The sequence below is a fragment of the Sorangiineae bacterium MSr12523 genome (genome assembly GCA_037157775.1).
Taxonomy (GTDB): Bacteria; Myxococcota_A; Polyangia; order Polyangiales; family Polyangiaceae; genus Pendulispora; species Pendulispora brunnea.
In genome coordinates, this window is the sequence record CP089982.1 from 12,949,803 (window position 1) to 12,972,116 (window position 22,314).

General features: G+C 68.9%; 5 protein-coding genes. All 5 read left to right on the forward strand.

Annotated elements, in window-relative coordinates; translation table 11 throughout:
* Genes LZC95_51600 through LZC95_51620 form a run of 5 tightly spaced genes read left to right on the forward strand, consistent with a single transcriptional unit; the run spans position 1 to position 22,306 of the window.
* A complete protein-coding gene (locus LZC95_51600; protein WXA94856.1) occupies positions 1-2,130 on the forward strand; it encodes a phosphopantetheine-binding protein in 2,130 nt (709 codons plus the stop codon).
* Entirely contained in the window at positions 2,127-5,603 is a 3,477-nt protein-coding gene (locus LZC95_51605) for an amino acid adenylation domain-containing protein (protein WXA94857.1), read from the forward strand. Before LZC95_51600 ends, LZC95_51605 begins: the two co-directional genes overlap by 4 nt.
* Positions 5,600-10,135, forward strand: a complete 4,536-nt coding sequence (locus tag LZC95_51610) for a type I polyketide synthase (GenBank protein ID WXA94858.1) — start codon at positions 5,600-5,602, stop codon at positions 10,133-10,135. The genes LZC95_51605 and LZC95_51610 overlap by 4 nt, the downstream gene beginning before the upstream one ends.
* Entirely contained in the window at positions 10,132-17,613 is a 7,482-nt protein-coding gene (locus LZC95_51615) for an SDR family NAD(P)-dependent oxidoreductase (GenBank protein ID WXA94859.1), read from the forward strand. Before LZC95_51610 ends, LZC95_51615 begins: the two co-directional genes overlap by 4 nt.
* A complete protein-coding gene (locus tag LZC95_51620) occupies positions 17,606-22,306 on the forward strand; it encodes an acyltransferase domain-containing protein (protein WXA94860.1) in 4,701 nt (1,566 codons plus the stop codon). Before LZC95_51615 ends, LZC95_51620 begins: the two co-directional genes overlap by 8 nt.
* Positions 22,307-22,314: the final 8 nt, after the last annotated feature.

Here is a 22,314-nt window from a genome sequence, read left to right on the forward strand (position 1 = left end):
TTGCTGAATTTTATCGCGGACTTGAGCGCAGCAGAGCTCGATTTTCTCCGCGACCGGCTGCGTGAACTGGACGATCCCATTGCGGTGGTGGGCATGGCCTGCCGCTTTCCGGGCAACGTCGACGATCCGGCATCGTTCTGGGAGCTGCTTCAGCAAGGGAAAGACGGGATCTCGGAGGTGCCCAAGGACCGCTGGGACATCGATGCGCTCTACGATCCCGATTCGGACGCACCGGGCAAGATCTGCAGCCGGCGAGGCGGGTTCCTGGCCTGCGCCGATTCGTTCGATGCGGAGGCCTTTGGCATTTCGCACGAGGAAGCCGCGTTGATGGATCCCCAGCAGCGGCTCCTCCTCGAGGTCTGCTGGGAGGCGCTCGAGAACGCCGGGGAAACTCCGACGGAGCTGCAGGGCAGCCGCACCGGCGTTTTCGTCGGCCTGGCCAACCAAGGCTACAACCGCGTGCTCGAGCCCCGCGATCTCGATGCGTTCACCGCCACGGACACGCTCGCGAGTGTGGCTAGCGGGCGCCTCTCGCACGCGTTCGGCTTTCACGGCCCGACGATGTCCATCGAGGCGGCGTGCGCATCGTCACTGGTGGCGATTCATCTCGCGGCGGAGAGCCTGCGTCGGCGCGAGTCGGATCGGGCCATCGCCGGCGGGGTCACGCTGCTTCTCCAGCCCGAGCTTCAAGTCTACTTCTCGAAGCTCGGCCTCCTATCCCGCGAGGGGCGTTGCAAGGCCTTCGATGCCAACGCCGACGGCATGGTTCGGGGGGAGGGCTGCGGCCTCGTCGTGCTCAAACGCTATTCGCAGGCGGTGGCCGATGGAAACCCGGTGCTGGCGCTGGTGCGGGGTTCGGCGGTGCAGAGCACGGGGGCGGGCAAGGGCGTGGCCATTCCCAATGCGCTCGCCGAGCGACGGGTCCTGCGCGCCGCACTCGAGAGCGCCAAGCTCACGCCGGCAGACGTGGGGTACATCGAGACGCATGGCACGGGGACGTGGGCCGGCGATGCCATCGAACTGACGGCCCTCTCGGCGGTTTTCGGCGAGCCGCGTGCCGATGGCTCGAGTTGCGTGCTCGGCGCCGTGAAGACGAACATCGGTCAGCTCGAATATGCGGGCGGCGTGGCCGGCGTCATGAAGGTCATGCTGGCCTTCGAGCACGAAACGATTCCTCCGAATTTGAACTACACGACGCCGCACCCGCGGGTGCCGCTCGAGGGGACGCCCTTGGTCATCCCGACCGAGAGCCGTCCGTGGCGGCGTGGCGCACGGCCGCGCATTGCGGGGGTGAGCGCGTTCGGGCTGAGCGGAGCGCTGGCCCATGTCCTGTTGGAAGAACCGCCCCGACCTTCCGTGGAACCACCGCGCGCGAGCCGCCGCGTTCACGTTCTGGCCCTTTCAGCGCGAACGCCCGACGCGCTACGAGCGCAGGTTGCGCGCGTGGCCGCTCACTTGGAGGCGCACCCCGAGCTGTCCGCGGGCGACGTTTGCTTCAGCGCGAATGTCGGTCGTGCGCACTTCGAGCATCGCTTGGCCTTTATCGGTGAAACCTCGGCGGAGCTTGCGGGCAAGCTGCGCGCGTTTTTGCAGGACCCGGACCGCGACGAGCACGCGGACTCTCCTCACGAGGAGCACGTGCTCGCGCGGGCCATGGCGCAACGTTACGAGCGTGGCGTCGACATCGACTGGCGCAGCTTCGAGCGGCCTTTCGGTCACCGCCGCGTGCCCTTCCCCAATTATCCTTGGCAGCATCGGCGATTCTGGCTGCACCGCCCGACGGATGGCGTCGCACGCGCCATTCCCGCCACGGCACCGGCCATTGGAGCCCAAGTTCGCGAGGCACCCGCCTCCGAACGCCGCACCCTGCTGGAAGAGCACCTCACCTCGCAGCTCGCGACCATGCTGCGCGTCGGCCCGAAGGATCTCTCGCTCGCCACATCGCTCATTCGCTTGGGCATCGATTCGCTGATGGCCGTCGAACTGCGGCGTCGTTTCAAAGCCGATTTCGGCTTTCCGCTGACATTCGAGCGCCTCCTGGCAGGGGCGGGCATTGCCGATCTCGTACAGGACTTGGTCGACCACTTTGCAGCGAACGATCCTGGGGAGCTGGAAACCATCGAGCTATGAACGTCAACGACATCGTCGCCGAGCTCGCGCAGAAAGGCATACAACTTTCCCTCGGCTCGAGGGACGACCAGCTGTCGGTGAGCGCACCCAAAGGCGTGCTCTCGGAGGAACTCCGCCAACGGCTCGCGCACCACAAGCCGCAATTGCTGGAGTTCTTGCGAAGGCGCACCGCGGCCCCGGCCGAAGACGCGCCCCCGCGGCTCACGCCCGATCCGGCCCATCGCGACGAGCCGTTTCCGCTCACGGACATCCAGCAGGCCTATTGGCTCGGGCGCGGTGGTGCGGCGGACATGGGCGACGTCTCGATCCATGTCTACTGGGAGCACGAGTTCCAGTCGCTCGATGTGCCGCGCATGGAGCGCGCCTGGCAAAAGGTCATTGCGCGCCATGACATGCTCCGCGCGATCATTCTTCCCGAGGGTCGCCAGCAGATCCTGCGCGAGGTGCCGCCGCTGCGGATGTCCGTCCTCGATCTGAGCCAAGCCTCGGCGGACGAGGTCGATGCAGGCTTGGCCCGGACGCGAGACGAACTCTCGCATCAAGTTTTTCCGCTTGATGTGTGGCCGCAGGTCGAGGTGCGCGCCACGTTGCTGCCCGGCGGCAAGGCGCGGCTTCACCAGAGCGTCGACCTCGTTCAGATCGATGGCGGGAGCCTGGCCCTTTTGGCGCGCGATGTCGCTCGGGCGTACGCGCGGCCGGATGCGGAGCTGCCGCCACTCGATGTGTCCTTTCGCGACTACGTGCTCGCGGAGGCCAAGCTGCGCGACACGGAAACCGCGCGCCGCTCGCTCGCGTATTGGCGCGAACGGGTGCGCGAGCTGCCGCCCCCACCCGAGCTTCCCCTGGCCCGTGCGCCATCGTCGCTGGCGAAGACGCGCTTTCATCGCCGTGTGACACGCCTCGATGCGGCGCAGTGGGAACGGCTGCAAGCGCGCGCGAAGTTGCGCGGGCTGACGTTGTCGACGGTCCTCATTTCCGTGTATGCGGAGATCCTCGGTCGCTGGAGCAAGAGCCCGCGCTTCACGCTCAACATCCCGCTCTTCAGCCGGATGCCCCTCCATCCGCAGGTCTCCGAGCTGCTCGGCGACTTCACGTCGATGGTGCTGCTGGGGCTCGATCTCTCGGTTCCCGAAAGCTTCGAGACGCGTGCAACGCGCGCGCAGGCGCAGCTGTGGACGGACATGGAGCACTCGCAGCACATCAGCGGCGTTCATGCGCTGCGTGAGCTCGCCCGCGTGAACAAGAGCACCAACGCCTCGCTGCCCATCGTCTTTGCGAGCCTTCTGAGCCTTCGCTCGGAGGGCTTTTCCGATTGGGCCTCGGCCTGGAAGCAAATTGCCGAACCGGTCTTCACGCTCACGCAAACGCCGCAAATCTGGATGGACAATCAGGTCCAGCAGGAAAACGGCGAGCTGGCCGCCTCGTGGGACGTCGTCGAGGAGCTGTTTCCCGAGGGCATGCTCGACGCGATGTTCGAAGCCTATCGCAGTCTCCTCGAGCGGCTCGCCAACGACGAGGCCGCGTGGACGGAGCTTCCCCACCAGCGCTTTCAACTGCCCGCGGACACCGCGCGCCTTTACGAGGCGCTCAACGCCACCGACGCGCCGATCCCCGACGAAACACTGCCGTCGCTCTTTTGGGAGCAAGCGAAGCTCCAAGGCGATGCGCCCGCCGTAATTTCCTCGCGCCGTACGCTCGGCTATGGCGAACTCGCGGGCCGCGCGAATCACCTGTCCCATCGCCTCAAGACGAAGCTCGGTTGCCGTCGCGGCAGCGTCGTGGCCGTGGTCATGGAAAAAGGGTGGGAACAGGTTGTCGCCGTTCTCGCGATCCATGGCGCGGCGGCGGCCTATTTGCCCGTCGACCCCGAGCTTCCGCCCGAGCGACTGCGGTACCTGCTCCAGCAGGGCGGCGTGCGCGTGGCGCTGACGCAAGGCCATGTCGCCACCAAGGTGGCATGGCCCGATGGCGTGGAATGCGTCGTCGTGGAGGACGACGACGCGCAGGACGCAGAGGCGCCGGCGGAGAGGCCCAGGCCCGAGGACCTCGCCTACGTCCTTTTCACATCCGGCTCGACGGGCCTGCCCAAGGGGGCGATGCTCTCGCACCGCAACGCGGTCAACCGCATGCTGGACGTGAACGCGCGTTTTGGCATCGGCGCGAACGACCGTAATTTTGCGCTCACGGCGCTCAATCACGATCTCTCCGTGTACGACCTTTTCGGGGTGCTTGGCGCGGGTGGCTGCATCGTGATGCCGGACGCATCGGCGATCAAAGATCCTTTGCACTGGCTCGAGCGAATGAATCGCGAAGGCGTCTCCGTATGGAACTCCGTACCGGCCTTCATGGAGATGCTCGTCGAAACCCTTGAGCGTGATCCTTCGCAGCCTCGCCCCACGGCGTTGCGCAAGGTGGTGCTTTCCGGCGATTGGGTCCCCGTGACCTTGCCCGATCGCATTCGAGCACTCGCGCCCGAGGCCCAAGTCATTGCCGCGGGCGGGCCCACCGAAACGGCGGTCTGGGACATTTGCTATCCGGTGGGGAAGGTCGATCCGGCGTGGCCGAGCATCCCGTACGGGCGCCCGATGGCCAATGCGCGTTACTACGTGCTCGACGAGAACCTCGAGCCGCGTCCGACTTGGGTGCCTGGGCAACTTCATATCGGCGGGACCGGGGTCGGTCTCGGGTATTGGGGCGACGACGAGAAGACGCGGCAGAAATTCATCGAGCATCCTCGGACCGGCGAGCGCCTCTATCGAAGCGGGGACCTCGGGCGTCTGCTTCCCGACGGGAACATCGAGTTTCTCGGACGCGAGGACCTGCAGGTCAAAATTCAGGGCCATCGCATCGAGCTGGGCGAGATCGAATCGACCTTGGCGCAGCACCCCGCGGTGCGTTCGGCCGCGGCCATCGTCGCCGAGGCGCCCGGCGGGCGAAAGCGCCTGGTGGCCTTCGCCGTGCTCGCGCAAGGGCATGCCGAAGACGCCGAGGCAGCCATCCTGGACTTTCTGCGCGCCCGCTTGCCGTCGCACATGATCCCCGCGCTCGTTTTCACCGATGCGTTGCCGCTCAGCGCGAACGGCAAGGTGGATCGAAAGGGCCTCGCAGCGCTGGCGTCTCGTCGGGCGCAGCCGAAGGCCGTCTTCGTGGCCCCGGGCAACGAGCTCGAACGGACCATCGGGGACATCGTTCGGGATGCGTTGGGGCTGCCCGAGATCAGCGCCGATGGTCAGTTCTTCGAGCTGGGCGCGGACTCCGGGGCCATCGTTCGCATCACCGCCGCATTGCGCGCTGCCTTGAAGGCCGACGTGCGCGCGACCGATCCATTCCGCTTCCCCACGGTGCGGGCCCTCGCGGCCTTCCTCGCGGAGAAGGGGAGCAGCACAGCGGCCGGGGGCGCCGCCCGAACGGGGGCCGATCGGGGGGCGGCCCGGCGCGAGGCACGCGGCCGCCGAAGGGGAAGTTCGGCATGAGTGATTCGGATCTGGCCATCGTGGGGATGGCGGGTCGTTTCCCAGGGGCGAGCACGCTCGAGAAATTCTGGGAGAACATCCGCGGTGGCATCGATTGCGTTCGGGATCTCACGGACGACGAGCTGCACGCCGCCGGGGCCGGCGAAGCGTCGAGCCATCCGAAATACGTCCGCGCCGCATCGTTTTTGGACGATATCGAGACGTTCGATGCGGACTTCTTCGGATTCAGCCCGAAGGAGGTCGAGCTCATCGACCCGCAGCATCGCTTGTTTCTCGAGTGCGCCTGGGAGGCCTTCGAGAACGCCGGCTGCGATCCCGCGCGCTACCCCGGTGCCATCGGCGTCTTCGCCGGAACGAGCTACTCCACGTACCTGCTTCGCAAGTTCCTTCGCGAGGCGGGTTCGATGCCCGTGATCGAGCATTTGCAGCTGCAGGTTGCGAACGACAAGGATTACCTGGCCAGCCGCGTCTCGTACAAACTCGATCTGCGCGGGCCGAGCGTTTGCGTGCAGACCTCGTGCTCCACGTCGCTGGTGGCCGTGCACATGGCTTGCCAGAGCGTTCTCGATGGCGAGTCGGACATGGCCCTGGCCGGTGGCGTATGCCTGCGGGTGCCCCAGCGAATCGGCTACATCCACCAGGAGGGCGGCATCCTTTCGCCCGATGGCCGTTGCCGCAGTTTCGACGCGCGCGGCGCGGGCACGATTCAGGGAAGCGGCGTGGGGGTGGTGCTCATCAAGCGCCTCTCGGACGCCTTGCGCGACGGCGATCCGATTCGCGCCGTGATCAAGGGCTCGGCCATCAACAACGACGGAGCCTCCAAGGTTGGTTACATGGCGCCCAGCCACGAGGGCCAGGTGCGCGTGATCTCGGAGGCGCTGAGCGTGGGAGACGTCGAGCCCCGCACGGTGGGTTACGTGGAGTGCCACGGTACGGCCACGCGCGTGGGCGATCCGCTGGAGATTCAAGCGCTGTCCGAGGTGTTCGCCGGGGTGCCGCAGGGTGCGTGCGCCGTGGGATCGGTGAAGGCGAACCTGGGACACCTCGAGTCGGCGGCAGGTGTGGCGGGGTTGATCAAGGCGGTCCTCGTTCTCGAGCACCGCGAGCTGCCGCCGCTCGCGCATTTTCAAGCGCCGAACCCCGGTTGCGATTTCGCGGCGACGCCGTTCTTCGTGCCCACCGAGCCGCGGCCATGGGCGCAGGGCGAGCATCCGCGCCGGGCCGGTGTGAGCTCCTTCGGCATCGGCGGGACCAACGCGCACGTGGTGCTCGAGGAGGCACCCGCGCGTGCCGTGCCCGCGGCCGAGGACACGCGGCCGTGGCATCTGCTCGCCGTCTCGGCGCGCAGTGAGCCGGCGCTGCGCGCGCAGGCCTCGGCGTATGCCGCCTTCTTGCGCTCGGACGAGGGCCAGCGGCAGGCGCTGGGCGACATCTGCTTCACGGCAGGTGCACGGCGCGCGCACCATGCCTTTCGCCTCGGGGCCGTGGGGAATGGCCATATCGATTTGGCCGAGGCGCTCGAGGCGTACGCCCATGGCGGGCCTCACGGACGCGTGTCCGTGGGGCGTGTGACAACCGAGGAAGCGCCGCGGGTTGCGTTTCTCTTCACGGGACAAGGTTCGCAGTATGCGGGGATGGGACGGGCGCTGTATGCGTCGCACCCTGTTTTTCGCAGCGCCATCGATCGATGCGCGCGCGTGCTCGAGGGCAAGCTCCCGCAGCCGCTCACCGAGATTCTTTTCGACGAAGCCACGCCGCTCGAGCAGACGCACTACACGCAGCCTGCACTGTTCGCGTTGGAGTATGCGCTCTGCGAGGTGTGGCGCGCGTGGGGCGTCGTGCCCGACGCCGTGCTCGGTCACAGCGCGGGAGAGTTCCCCGCGGCGTGCGCGGCCGGGGTGCTCGAAATGGAGGAAGCCCTTGCGCTGGTGGCCGAGCGCGGTCGCGCGATGCAAGCGCTGCCCGCCGGCGGCGCGATGGTGTCGGTGCAGGCGTCCGAGGAGGATGTGCGCCCGTTGCTGGGAACGGCGGTCTCGATGGCGGCCTTCAATGGTCCGCGGAGCGTGGTTCTCTCCGGCCCCAAGGCGGACGTGGACTCCGCCGTGGCCGTGCTTTCGTCGGGCGGCGTTCGGTCGCGGGCGCTCGATGTCTCGCACGCGTTTCATTCGGCCGCGATGGAGCCGATGATGGCCGCGTTCGCGCGCAGCGCTGCCGGCGTTCGGCATGCGTTGCCGCGGTGCACGTGGGTGACGAACCTCACGGGGCAGGTCGCCGAATCCATCGACGCGCACTATTGGGAGCGGCAAATCCGCGAGCCCGTGCGATTTGCGCAAGGAGTCGAGACCTTGCTCGCGCGCGGCAGTCGCGTATTTCTCGAGGTCGGCCCCCAACCTGCGCTGCTTGGGTTGGCCACACCCCTGTTGCCTTCCGATGCCGTGTGCCTTCCATCCCTGCGTGCGACGCAGGACGCCTGGCTCACGATGTTGCAAAGTGCCGCACAGCTCTACGTCCGCGGCGCCGCGCTCGATTGGAACGCGATCCACGCTCCGGCCGCATTCTGCGTCGATCTTCCAGGTTACCCATGGCAGCGCGAACGCTTCTGGATCGACGATCCGCTCGCCGAGGTCGCGCGTCCCGAGATCACACCGGTGGGCGACGTCCTTCCGGATGCGATGTACGCGCTGACCTGGCGTCGTGCAGATGTCCCGGCCGCCCGTGGTGCTTCCGTGAGCGGCTGGCTGCTGCTCTGCGACGAAGGTGGCGTCGGTGCCGCATTGTGCCGCAGCATCGAGGCGCGCGGTGAACCTTGCCTCGCGCTGAGCGCCGCGGAATGGCGGCGCGAGCTCGAGGCGGAGCATCCCTTCGCGTCGTCCCTCGAGCGGATCCGCGCGTGGGGCGGCGTCGTGGGGGTCGTGCACCTCACGAGCCTGGATGCCGCCTCCACGAGCCTCGCCGCGCTGCGCACCGCGCAGCATGAGGGGGTCGGCAGTGCGGTGCGTCTCGTGCAATCCTTGCAGCAGCACGGGCTCGTTGGCACGACTCGTCTATGGCTCGTGACGCGCGAGAGCCAAGCCGTCGGCGAGCACCCGGGGACAATCGCATGCGCCCAGGCGCCCCTCTGGGGGTTGGCGCGCTCGCTCATGCACGAGCTGCCCGAGCTCTCCTGCACGGCCATCGATCTCGGTCCCGATAGCCATGCCGGGACGGCCGCGATGCTGCTGCGCGAGCTCGATGCAGGAGATGAACCCCAGGTGGCCCTGCGCGGCGAGCGCCGATTCGTCGCACGGCTCGCGCCGGCCAAGCTTGGCGCTGCGGCACCGCTTCACGTGCGCGCCGATGCCACGTACCTCGTGACCGGCGGCCTGGGTGCGCTCGGCCTGGAGGTGGCGGGCTGGCTCGTCGAGCAGGGCGCGCGTCACCTGGCCCTGCTCGCGCGCCGTCCGCCGGCGAGCGCACACGATGCGGCGCTCGATCGACTGCGCCGGATGGGCGCCGTGGTGCACGTGGCGCAGGCCGACGTGGCCGACGCCGACGCGCTCGCGTCCGCGCTCGCCGATATCGATCGAGTGCTGCCTCCGTTGCGCGGAGTGGTCCACGCGGCGGGTGTGCTCGACGAGGGAATGATCGCGCACCTCACGCCCGAGCGCCTGCGTGCGGCGATGGCGCCGAAGATCGATGGCGCATGGAACCTCCACGAGCTCACGCGCGGCCGCGAGCTCGATCTTTTCGTGCTCTTCTCGTCGGTGGGGGCCATCCTGGGTGCGCCGGGGCAGGCCAACTACGCAGCGGGCAACGCGTTTCTCGGAGCGCTCGCGCACCATCGGCGGCAGCTGGGGCTCGCGGCGACCGCCGTGGACTTCGGCCCGTGGGCGGGTGCCGGGCAGGCGTCCACCGTTCATCGCGCCCGCTGGGACGCGCACAGGCTCCGTCCCATGCCGGCCGCCGACGCATTGCGTGTGCTCGGTCATCTGCTCGGTGCGCAGGCGCCGCAGGTGGCGGTGGCGTCCATCGATTGGGAAGGCCTCCGTTCGGACTTCCGCGTGTTGCCGCCGCTCTTCTCCGAGGTTGCCTCCGGCCCGGGCGAGACGCCGGCGGCCGGCCCGCGCATCGTCGAGCGCCTTCGAGCCGCGGCGCTGCACGACGTTGACGAGTTGCTCGTCGCGCACCTGCGCGGTCAGCTGGGGGAGCTCTTGGGCCATCCGCCATCGCGTCCGCCCGAGCCATGGCGCGGCTTCTTCGAGCTGGGGATGGACTCGCTGTCCGCACTGCAATTCAAACGTCGCACCGAGGCGGCGTTCGATCTGTCGCTGTCCACGTCGGTGGTCTTCGATTACCCCACCGTCGAGTCCTTGTCGCGCTACCTCAAAGGGCGGCTTTTCGGCGAGGCGCCTCCGTCTCTTTCTTCTTCTGCGCGCCTGCCGCGCGAGGATCACTTGGCGAGCGAAGTGGAAGGCCTTTCGGCCGACGAGGTTGCGTCGGCCCTGCTCGAGATGACCCAGACGGTGTTGTCCGACGAGGAGCTCGGCGAGTGAGCGACGCGTCCGCCGATCTCGCGATGCAAAAGCGAACCTTGTTGGCCTTGAAGAAGCTCCAGGCCAAAGTGGACGCGCTCGAGCACGCCCGAAACGAGCCGATTGCCATCATCGGCGCCGGGTGCCGCTTTCCCGGTGGGGTCAGCGATCTCGAATCGTATCGACGGCTCCTTCGCGAGGGGCGCGACGCCATCGTCGAGGTACCGAAAGACCGCTGGGACATCGACCGCTGGTACGATCCCGATCCCGACGCGATCGGCAAGATGTACACGCGCTCGGGCGGCTTCCTCCAAGGACCGAGCGTGGCGGACTTCGATGCCCGCTTCTTCGGCATCACCCGGCGCGAAGCCAATGCGATGGACCCGCAGCAGCGTCTGTTGCTCGAGGTGAGCTGGGAGGCGCTCGAGCACGCGGGCTTGCCCCCGACTCGTCTCGCCGGCAGCCGCACCGGCGTGTTCGTCGGCATCAGCGTCAGCGATTACGCCTTCCTCAGCGCAACGGCCCCCTCGGCGATCGATCCGTACACGGCCACGGGGTGGGGCTTTGCGTTCTCGGCCGGGCGGATCTCCTACGTGCTCGGCCTGCAGGGACCGAGTATGGCGGTGGACACCGCGTGCTCGTCGTCGCTCGTCTCGGTCCATCTGGCGTGCCAGAGCCTTCGGGCGGGGGAGTGCACCACGGCGATTGCGGGAGGGGTGATGCTCTTGCTCTCGCCGCTCTCGTTCGTGATGCTGTCGCGGCTGCGCGCGTTGTCGCCGGATGGGCGTTGCAAGACCTTCGACGCGGCCGCCAATGGCATTGCCCGGGGCGAAGGCTGCGGGATGATCGTCCTCAAGCGCCTTTCCGACGCCCAGCGCGATGGCGATCGGGTGCTCGCCACGCTTCTCGGTGGTGCGGTCCAACACGACGGCGCGTCGAGCAATTTCACCGTTCCCAACGGGCGCGCGCAGCAAGCGGTCATCCGTGAAGCGCTGGCCGCGGCCCGGCTGACGCCGGCCGACGTCGGGTACGTCGAGGCGCATGGCACGGGCACCGCCCTCGGCGATCCCATCGAGATGGATGCGCTGGCCGCCGTCTACGGCGAAGATCGCGTGGCGCCGCTCGGTGTGGGGTCGGTCAAGACGAACCTCGGTCATCTGGAGTCGGCGGCAGGGATTGCGGGTCTGCTCAAGACGGTGCTCGCCGTGCAGGGAGGAGAGCTGTTTCCGCATCTGCATGTGCGCGAGCCGAGCCCGCACATTGCGTGGGAGCGCCTTCCCGTGCGTGTGGCGGATGCCTCCACGCCATGGCTGCCAGGCCGGCGTGTGGCCGGGGTGAGCGCCTTCGGCATGAGCGGAACGAACGCGCACATGCTCGTCGCCGGCGTCGAGGATGCGTGCGCGGTGGAGTCCGCGGTGCCTGCGGGCTCGCTGTACGTGCTGCCGCTGTCCGCCAAGAGCGACGAGGCACTGCGCACGATCGCGCAGCGCTATGCCGATGTTCTCGCGGCGGGGCACACGTCCGTCGGGGACCTTTGCTTTACGGCGAGTACGGGCCGCGCGCACTTCGAACACCGGGCGGCGGTGGTGGGGACCTCGGCCGAGGACTTGCGCGAAAAGCTCCGCGCGCTCTCGGCGAACGTGCCGCAGCCGGCGGCGCCCGCGACGACGACGGAGCAGGAGCTCGCGGAGCTCTACGTCAAGGGCGCGCAGATCGACTGGGCGGCCTTCCATGCGGGTCGCGGCCATCGCCTTTGCACCTTGCCGAGCTATCCCTTCGAGCGGCAGCGCTTCTGGCTCACCAACGAAGCCTCGCCCGACGTGCCGGTGGGTCCCTCGGTGAGGCGCGGCGAGTTGGCGCGCAAGCTCCACGAGGCTCCAGCGCGGCGGCGGCGCGATCTCTTGACGGCGCACGTCGAGACGGCCGTTCGCGCCGTTCTTGCGCTCGGGCCCGACGAGCCACTCGACACCGAGGCGGGGTTCTTCAATCTGGGGGTCGATTCGCTGATGTCCGCCGAGTTGCGCAAGCGGCTCGAGGTCGGGCTCGACCACCTGTTGTCCTCTACGGTGACGTTCGATCATCCCTCCGTCAGGTCGATGGTCGACCATCTGCTGCGCGAGTTGCCTTACCTCGAGGCACAGTCCGTGGTGCCGGCCATCACCGCTGCACGCGCTGTCCGCGAGCCCATCGCGGTCATCGGCATGGCCTGCCGTTTCCCAGGCGGCGCGAACGACATCGAGGCCTACTGGGCGTTGTTGCGCGACGGCGTCGACGGCACGAGCGACATGCCACCCGAGCGCTGGGACGTCGAGGCGTTCTACAGCCCCGAAAAGGGCGCGCCGGGCAAGATGGCCACGCGCCGCGCCGGCTTCTTGCGCGATGTTCCCTTCGACGGCTTCGACGCGGAGTTCTTCGGAATGGCCCCGCGCGAGGCGAGCGCCATGGACCCGCAGCAGCGGTTGCTGCTCGAGGTGGGCTGGGAAGCTCTCGAAGATGCGGGCTGCGTTCCCGCCCGCCTCGCGGCCAGCCGCACGGCGGTGATGGTCGGCATCGCCAGCTCGGACTACCTCGCCCTTCAACAGGCCGGCCCGGCGAGCCGGCTCGAACCCTACATGGTGACGGGGACGGCGCATAGCTGTGCGGCAGGCCGGCTCTCTTTCACCCTGGGGCTGCAGGGCCCTTGCCTCTCCATCGACACGGCGTGCTCCTCGTCGCTGGTTGCGACGCACCTGGGGTGCAAGTCGCTGCTCGATGGCGAAGCCGATCTCGCCCTCGTGGCGGGTGTGAACATGATGCTCGCGCCGGAGCCGTTCGTCTTTTTCTCGCAGGCCGGTGCGCTTGCGGCCGATGGCCGGTGCAAGACCTTCGATGCCTCGGGCGACGGTTACGCGCGCGGAGAGGGCTGCGGCGTGGTCGTGCTGAAGCGGCTCTCCGATGCCGTGCGAGACGGCGACCGGGTTCGCGCCATCGTTCGCGGCTCGGCGGTCAACCACGACGGGCGCACCAGCGCGCTCTCCGTTCCCAATGGACCCGCGCAAGAGGCGGTGATCCGGCAAGCAATCGCCAATGCCGGGGTCGATCCGGCGCGGGTTGACTATGTCGAGGCTCACGCCGCAGGAACACCGCTCGGCGATCCCATCGAGATGCAAGCGCTCGCCGCGGCCCTGGGGGAGCGGCGCTCGGGAAATCCCATCTTGGTCGGATCGGTGAAGACGAACATCGGGCACCTCGAGGCCAGCGCCGGCGTCGCGGGGCTCATCAAGGGGGTTCTCATTTTGGAGCGCGGCGAGATCCCGCCGCACCTCCATTTCCGCGAACCGAGCCCGCTCATCCCCTGGGAACGTCTCCCGGTGAAGGTTCCCGTCGAGCGAACCGCCTGGCGCGCCGAAGAGCCCCGCGTCGTCGGTGTCAGCTCGTTCGGCATGAGCGGCACCAACGCGCACGTCGTGCTCGAGCAGGCGCACCGGCCCGCGGAGACCGAGTCGCCGGCGCGCGCCCGTTGCCTGCCGCTCTCCGCGCGAAGCCCCGAGGCGTTGCGCGTGCTCGCCCAGCGCTACATCGAAGCGCTGGGCCGCGGGGAGCTCGCGCGCAGCGAGGACGTGGCCTTCACGGCGGGCGCCCGGCGCGAGCACCATGCACACCGCGTGGCCGTGGTGGGACGCACGCTCGAAGAGTGGACGGCTGCGTTGAAGCGATGGCTCGAGCAGCCGCCCGCTCCGGCATCGCAGGGCCGGCGCAAGTGGGTGTTCGTCTTCTCCGGCCTGACCACGCCGTGGCCGGGCATGGCCGCGGGCTTGCTGCGCGACGAGCCGGTCTTTCGGGATGCACTGAGCGCGTGCTCGGATGCAATCGCCAAGCACGCGTCGTTCTCCGTACGGGACCTGATTGCCCAAGGTCAGGTGCGCGCGGATTCCTTCGACCTCGTGCAGCCTGCGCTGTTCGCGATCCAAGTGTCCCTCGCGGCACTCTGGCGCTCGTGGGGCATCGAGCCCGAGGCCGTGGTGGGCCACAGCATGGGCGAGGTCGCGGCGGCCCACGTGGCCGGCGCACTCTCGCTCGAGGATGCGGCGCACGCGATCGTGGTGCGCAGCCAACTCATTCGCCGCGTCCAAGCGTCGGGTTCGCGCGGCGGAGCGATGGTCGTCGAGGTCCCGTACCAAGAGGCGCCTGCGCTGCTCGAGGAGCTCGGGGTCTCCGGCAGCGTGTTCGTCGCCGGTGCCAATGCACCTCGCATCACCGTGCTCTCCGGCGAGCCGCAGGCGCTCGAGGGCGTGCTGCAGGCGCTCAAACAGCGCAACGTGTTCTGCCAGCGCCTTGCCACCAACGTGGCGGGGCATAGTCCGGCGTTGCAGGCGCTCGAGGGCGACATGCTTCGCCAGCTCGCGACGTTGAAGCCACGGCGCCCCGAGGTGCCTTTTTTCTCGTCCGTGCCCGGGCAAGGGCCCGAGCCCGAGTTGGACGCGGCCTACTGGGCGGCGAACCTCGTTCGGCCGGTTCATCTCTGGCCTGCGGTGGAGCGCCTCTTGAACGAGGGCTTCGACGCCTTTCTCGAGCTCGGGGTGCATCCCTCGTTGATCAACCCCATCGAGCAGGGCCTGCACCAGGTGGGGGCCAAGGGCACCGTGCTCTCCTCGTTGCGCCGGCCCGAGGACGATCGCACGGCCATGATGCAGACGGCGGCAAGCCTCTTTGCGGCGGGCGCGCCCCTCGATTTCCGAAGCATGGGCTCGGCCGATGCGCGCGTCGTCGATCTGCCGAAGTACCCGTGGCAGCGCAAACGCCATTGGACCGCGCCCGTCGCAACTTCGTCCGAGGTGAGGCTGCCCCCGACGGCGCGGGCGCACCCGTTGCTCGGCGCGCGTCTCGTGTCTGCGCGGGCGTCGAGGGAGCATTTTTTCGAGGTCGCCTCGCCCGCGGACGGCTTGGCCCTCTGGCGAGACCATCGCGCGCATGGCGTGGGCATTCTGCCGCAAACGTCGCTTCTGGAAGCGGTGATCGCCGCGGCGGTGGAGGCCCTGAACGTGGGCTCCGTCGCCCTCGAATCATGGACGGTGCACGAGCCCGCGCGGCTGAGCGACGACGGCTCCGTCGAGGGGCAGCTCGTTCTCGTTCCGGGCGCGGACGACCGCATGCAGTTCGAGCTCTACGACGCGGCCCAACGGCTTTGCGCTTCCGGAGGGCTTCGCGCAGTCGCCGCGGATCCGCCCGTCGCCATGTCGCTGTCCGAGGTGCGCGCTCGCTGCCCGCGGGAGCTCACGGGCGGGCAGCACCTCGAGCAGCTCGAGGAGTGCGGCCTCGCGTATGGCGAAAGCTTTGCCGGGCTCGAACGCGTTTGGCGCGGCGATGGCGAGGCGCTCGGGCTCTTTCGCCTTCCCGACGGCGCCTCCGCGAATGCATTCCGCGTGCATCCGGCGTCCATCGAATTGGCCCTTCGCATCGGAGGCGTGCTTCCGGGCGAAGACCCTCGGATGCCCGTGCGCTTCGAAAACGTGCGCTTTCACCGCCGAATCACCGGCCGCCATTGCTGGCTCTACGCGCGGCACGAGCACGTGAGCATCCTCGACGACGCCGGGCGCGTCGCGCTGGAGGCGTCGGTCCATCTCGCGTCGGGGCCGCGCTCGCTGGTCGAGGCGTCGGCGGATCTCGGTGCGCGCGAGTGGCTCTACGACGTACAATGGAAGTCCGCACCGTCGCTGGAGCCGAAAGCAGGCGATGCGGGTGGAACGTACCTGGTGCTTGCCGATGCATCCGGCGTCGGCGATCGCCTCGCCCGCGAACTCGTGGCGCGCGGCCACGAGGTCCTCACCGCGCGGAGCGAGGATGACTGGCCGTCGCTCCTCGAGCGTGCGGGCAGCCGCTTGCGCGCGGTCGTGCACCTGTGGGGACTCGACGCGCCCGCCATGGAGGGCCTGACCGTCGACGCGCTCGATGCTGCGCAGCGCATTGGTTGCGGCACCATTCCGCCGTTGGTTCGCGCGCTCGCCGCGCAGAACGCCCGTGCGAAGTTGTGGTTCGTCACACGAGGCACCCAGCCCGCCTCCGCGCACCCGCCGAACGTGGTGCACGCACCGCTCTGGGGCATGGCGCGTGTGGTGGCGCTGGAGCACCCGGAGTGGTGGGGCGGCCTGGTGGACCTGGATCCGCGCCCTTCCCCCGACGAAGCCCGGGTCCTGCTCGGGGAGATTTTGCACTCGGATGGCGAAGACCAAGTGGCCTACCGCGATGGCGTGCGTCGGGTTGCCCGTCTCGCGCGCACCTCCGGCGACGAGCTTCCCATCGCTGCGACCTTTCGTGACGATGCGACGTACCTGGTCGTCGGCGGCGTGCGAGGGCTCGGTCTCGACCTCGCGGGGTGGATGGTCGAACGCGGCGCACGTCACCTGGTGCTCACCGGACGAACACCGCGCCCATCGGATCCGGCCATCGTTGCCCTCGAGCGCGCCGGTGCATCCGTGCGGGTGCGCGCGGCGGACGCCAGCGATGCGGCGAGCATGAAGACGCTCTTCGAAGAGCTCACGCGCGAGGGCCCGGTGCTCAAGGGCGTGATCCACGCCGCCGGCATCAACCGTGCGGCCACGCTCGCCGAGGTCGACCCTCCGTTGCTCGAAACCGTGCTTGCGGCCAAGTTGCGCGGCGGGTGGATCCTCGAGCAGCTCACCGCCGACCTCCCGCTCGACTTCATGGTGTTGCTCTCCTCCGTGGCGGGCACGTGGGGTGCGGCGTCGCTCGGGCCCTATTCGGCGGCCAACCACTTCCTCGATGCATTGGCGCACCACCGACGTGCGCACGGTCGTGCGGCGACCAGCATTGGCCTCGGCACCTGGGCGGGTGGAGGCATGGGCATTGCGCTCGCGGAAGATCCCAAATTGAAAAAGCTCTTTGCGCAAATGGGCTATGCGGTGATGTCGCCGGCGCCCACCTTGGAGATTCTCGGTCGCTTCACCGGTACCACGGCCACGCAACGCGTTCTCACCAACCTCGACTGGACGCGCTTCAAGCCGATCTTCGAGGCCAAGCGACGCAGGCCCCTCCTCGATGAGATTGCGACCGAGAACGGCGAGTGGTCCGGGCCCGCCGCCGGCGAGTTGCTCACGAAGATGGCCGCGGTGTCGGATCACGGAGAGCGGCTCGTGCTGCTTCGAGGCCACGTGCGCGCGCGTGTGGCCGAGGCCATGGGCTACGAGGATGCGAGGGCGCTTCGCTCGGATCAGGGCTTCTTCCAACTGGGCATGGACTCGATCATGAGCGTGCAGCTGCGTATGCGCCTGCAGACGGATCTGATGCAGCCGCTTCCTCCGACCATGGTGTTCGAGCACCCGACGGTGGCGGCACTCACCGCGTTTCTCCTCGGTGCCATGCCCGCCTCTTCCTCCACCGCACCGGCGCCCCCGCCGCAGGCCGAGCTGGCGGCGCCTTCGGGAAGCAGCCTCTCGGAGGACGAATTGGTTTTGCAGATCGCGGCCGAACTCGCGGAACTGGGAGTGGACCTGGATGCCTGAGCCCAATCGTCAAGAGGTTCTCGCCCGAGCGCTGGCCGAGATCAAGCAGCTGCGAGCACGCACCGAGGCGGCCGAACGCGAGAAGCGCGAGCCGATTGCCATCGTCGGCATGGCGTGCCGCTTTCCCGGCGGGGCCGACTCGCCCGAAGCCTTCTGGCGACTCCTGCGCGATGGGGTCGATGCCACCGGACCGGCGCCGAGCGATCGCTGGGACGCGGAGGCACTCGACGTGCGCCGCGGCGGCTTTCTCGCGGAGGTGGATCACTTCGACGCAGGGCTCTTCCACATCAGCGCGCGCGAAGCTGCGGCCATCGATCCCCAACACCGCATCTTCTGGGAGCTCTGTTGGGAGGCACTCGAACGCGCCGGGCGCGCTCCGCGCGGGCTCTCGGGCAGCGCCACGGGCGTCTTCGTTGGGATCACCAACCGCGAATACCCTCCGGGCGGCGTCCATTCGAAGCAAGCCGACCCGATGATGATCGGTGGCAACGCGTTCAGCTTCATCGCGGGCCGCCTTTCGTACATCTTGGGACTGTGCGGGCCCAGCGTGGCGCTGGACACGGCGTGCTCGTCGTCGCTGGTCGCAGTGCATCTCGCTTGCCAGAGCCTGCGCTCGCGCGAGACGGATCTCGCGTTGGCCGGCGGCGTGAACTTGATCCTTTCCGCGAGCGGCTCGCTCTTGCTCGGCAAAGCCGGCGCGCTCTCGCCGGATGGTCGCTGCAAGGCGTTCGACGCCTCGGCGGACGGCTATGCACGCGGTGAGGGGGCCGGGGTCGTGGTTCTCTCGCGCCTCTCGGACGCGCTGGCGCGGCGAGATCCGATTCTCGCGGTGATCCGGGGCTCCGCGGTCAACCAGGATGGCGCCCGCAGTGGATTGACGGTGCCCAACCCCGCGTCGCAGGCCACCTTGATCCGCGCAGCACTGTCGAACGCGGGGGCGCGCCCGTCGGACGTGGACTACGTCGAGGCGCACGGAACGGGGACCGCCCTCGGCGATCCCATCGAGATGCGCGCGCTCGGTGAGGTGTACGCCGAAGGGCGCTCGATGGACCGGCCGCTCTCGGTCGGTTCCGTGAAGACGAACATTGGCCATCTCGAGTCGGCCGCGGGCATGGCGGGGCTCATCAAGACGGTCCTCGCGCTGCGGCATCGGCAGATCCCGCCGCATCTGCATTTCGAAAGGCCCAATCCCGACATCCCCTGGCACCAGTTGCCGGTGCAGGTTCACCGCGCGTTGACCGCGTGGGAACGCGACGCCGGCGCGCGGCTGGCCGCGGTCAGCTCGTTCGGTGGGAGCGGTACGAACGTGCACCTGGTGCTCGAAGAAGCGCCCGCCGAGGTCCCGCTGGCCGACGGCGAGGGCGTTCATCTGCTGACGCTATCGGCGAAGCGCGACGAGGCGCTGAAGGCGCTCGCATTGCGCTACGAGGCGCGGTTGGCTGAGGACACCACGCTGCCCCTGGCGGATCTGTGCTTCACCGCCAACACCGGTCGCTCGCACGCCGAGCATCGCTTGGCCATCACGGCGCGGAGCACCTCCGAGCTGCGCCTTGCCCTGGGGGCCGCGGGGCAGGGGCGCACGACGCCGGCCGCGGTCTCGGGTGTGGTGCGCGGCGAGTCGCGTCCGCGCATCGCGTTTCTGTTCACCGGCCAGGGATCGCAGTACGCCGGAATGGGCCGCGGACTTTACCGCAGCCAGCCCGCGTTTCGGCGCGCCTTCGATCGATGCGCGCAGCTCTTCGAGCCGCGTCTCGGGTTTTCGCTTTCGAACCGGCTCGAGGACGACTCGCACGCGACGGCGTTCGTCCAGCCCGCCCTGTTCGCGCTCGGGTATGCCTTGGCCGAATCGTGGCGTGCCCTCGGCGTGCAGCCCGTCGCGGTGCTGGGGCACAGCGTCGGCGAGATCACGGCGGCGTGCGTGGCCGGCGCCCTCGCCTTGGAAGACGCCGTTGCGCTGGTCGCCGAGCGCGCGACGCGCATGCAGTCGCTGCCCGCGGGCGGTGCGATGTTCGCGCTCGCCTGCGGCGAAGACACGGTGCGTGCAGCCATGGTAGGCCGGAATGGCGTGCACATCGCCGCGCTCAACGGGCCCACGGAGACCGTCGTTTCGGGCGAGGAGGACGCCGTCACGGCCGTGGCGATGGCGCTGCAGGCCGAGGGGATCAAGGTCCGGCGTCTGCCCGTCTCGCATGCGTTTCACTCGTCGCGGATGGACCCCATCTTGGACGACTTCGAGCGGGCGGTGTCGAAGCTGCGTTTCCAGCCACCGCGTCTCGACCTCGTGTCCGGCGTCAGCGGCCGCATCGAGCGAGGTACCATCCCGGGTGCGGCGCACTGGAGCGCGCAGCTGCGGCAGCCGGTTCGCTTCGGCGACGGCATGAAGGCCCTCGCGGAGCTCGGGATCGACACGTTCATCGAGCTGGGGCCCGCGCCCACGCTGTCATCCCTCGGCCGGGCCACCTTGCCCGATCACACGGCGCTCTGGTTGCCATCGTTGCGCCCTGGAAAAGACGAGGCGGAGACATTTCTCGGGAGCCTCGCACGCCTCTACGTGACCGGTACCGACGTCGCGTGGGACGCGCTCCATCCCGAGCCACGCCGCCGCCTCGAGTTGCCGACGTATCCCTTCCAGCGTCAGCGCTACTGGATGGGCACCGTCCCTGCGTCGCGGGTTCGGGAGGGCCATCCGCTGCTCGGGACCCGCAGCGAGACGGTGGACGCCATCACCTTCGAGGGCGAGGTGTCGGCGTCGGACCTGGCCGTGATGCGCGACTTCCGCGTCTTCGGCACGACCGTGGTCAGCGGCGTGGTGCACGTATCGCTGGCCATTCTCGCCGCGGCCGACGTGCAGGGCGATGGCGCACAGGCACAGCTCTCCGAATTGACCTTCTTCGAGCCGTTCATTCTCTCGGGCGATGCGCCCGTTCGCATGCGCCTCGTGCTCACCAAGGACGACGGCGGCGTCGCCGGGTTCGAGTTGCTCACCGGCGCGGGCGGTTCCTTTCGCCGGCACTCGGCGGGGAGGTTGCGCCTCTCGAACGAGCCGCTCGAACGCGAGCTTTCCCCGCTCGAGGACATTCGCGCACGCTGCCCCGCGGAGCTTTCCGCCGGTGCGTTCTACCGCACACGGTGGGCCGACACCGAGCAATGGTTCGGACCGAGCTTCAAAGGCCTTCGGCGGCTTTGGTGGGGCGAGGGCGAGCTGCTCGCGGAGATCCACCCCACCGAGACGGGCCTCGCCTCGCATCTTGCGGCGGGCCTCGCGGGTCGGGTGTTCGCCGAGGCGTGTGCGGCGGAAGCCTGCGCGCAAGCGATGAAGGTCCTCCACGAAGGCGTCTCCGATGCGTACCTCGGCGTCGGCATGGATCGTTCGCGCGGGGCGCTCACCGTGGCGCCGGGAAAGCGCTTCGGTCATGCGCGCCTTCGGCCACGCACGCCGGGCGATACCTTCCTGGTGGCCGACGTGCGGATCCTCGACGAATCCGGGAGGCTCGTCACCTCCTACGAAGGCCTGCGCTATGCGCCGATCAAGCCGGAGGTGCTCCGGCGCCTCACGACCGCGCGCGGGCTGCCCACCGCCCCGCGCCCGAGCCGCATCGACCGCGTGCAGTTGGTGCACGCGCCCCCGGCCGAGCGCCGTGCTCGGCTCGAAGCGTACCTGTTGCAGCAGATCGCCATCCTCGCCGGCGCACCCTCCGGGGAGCTCGACATCGACATGACGCTCGATGCATGGGGCTTCGACTCGATCCAATTCACCGAGCTGCGCTCCGAAATCCGCAAGGACCTCGCGTTGGACGTTCCCGTCGAGCTTCTCAGCGGAAACGCTAGCCCGCGCACGCTCGCGTCCGAGCTATCCACGCGGCTCGCGCCGGCCACGGTGCCGGCACCGATGCCGCGCAACGGCGAGTGGGTCGGTCGCAGGGAGCGGCTGCCTGCGGGCGAGGCGCGCCTGCGTCTCTTTTGCTTGCCCTTCGCCGGCGGCGGCGCCTCGGTCTACCGCGGCTGGGGCAAGGGGCTGCCGCGCGGTGTGGAGGTTTGCCCGATTCAGCTTCCGGGTCGCGAGAGTCGGTTTGGCGAGGCCTTCGTCGAGCGGCTCGATGCCGTCCTCGATGCCCTCGAGCACGAGCTCTCCCCGCTTCTCGATCTGCCGTTCGCCTTCTTCGGCACGAGCATGGGCGGCGTGATCGCCTTCGAGCTCGCCCGGCGCCTTCGAGCGCGCCATCGGCTCGCGCCCACGCGGTTGATCGCCGCGTCGTCCTACGTGCCGCGCCGTGGGCCGTCCCCCGCGTTGGCCGAGATGATGCACTCCGTGCTGACGAACGGCGCCGAGCCGGCGCTCCTGCGGCGCTTCCAGATCGTTCCCGAGGCGCTGCTCGCCAACCCCGATGCGCTCGCGGTGCTGATGCCCCCGCTCTACGCGGATCTGCACATGATGGCCGGCTACCGCTACGTCGACGAAGCGCCGCTCGATTGCCCCATCACCGTGTTGCGCGGCTCGCGCGATCCGCTCATGACCCGCGAGGACGTCGCGGCCTGGGCGGAGCACACGCGGGGCGACTTTTCGCTGCGCACCCTCGAGGGCGAACACCTGTTCGTGCGAACGGATCGGCAGGCGGTGCTCCGCATCGCGGGCAGCGAGCTCGGGGGCGATCTGGAGGCGCTCGACGAGGACACCGCGAGGGCGGCCTCGTGAACGCTTCG

Excerpts from the sequence above, each read along its gene's own strand:
- LZC95_51605 (WXA94857.1), top strand. The coding sequence starts at position 2,127 with ATGAACGTCAACGACATCGTCGCCGAGCTCGCGCAGAAAGGCATACAA.
- LZC95_51610 (WXA94858.1), top strand. The coding sequence starts at position 5,600 with ATGAGTGATTCGGATCTGGCCATCGTGGGGATGGCGGGTCGTTTCCCA.
- LZC95_51620 (WXA94860.1), top strand. The coding sequence starts at position 17,606 with ATGCCTGAGCCCAATCGTCAAGAGGTTCTCGCCCGAGCGCTGGCCGAG.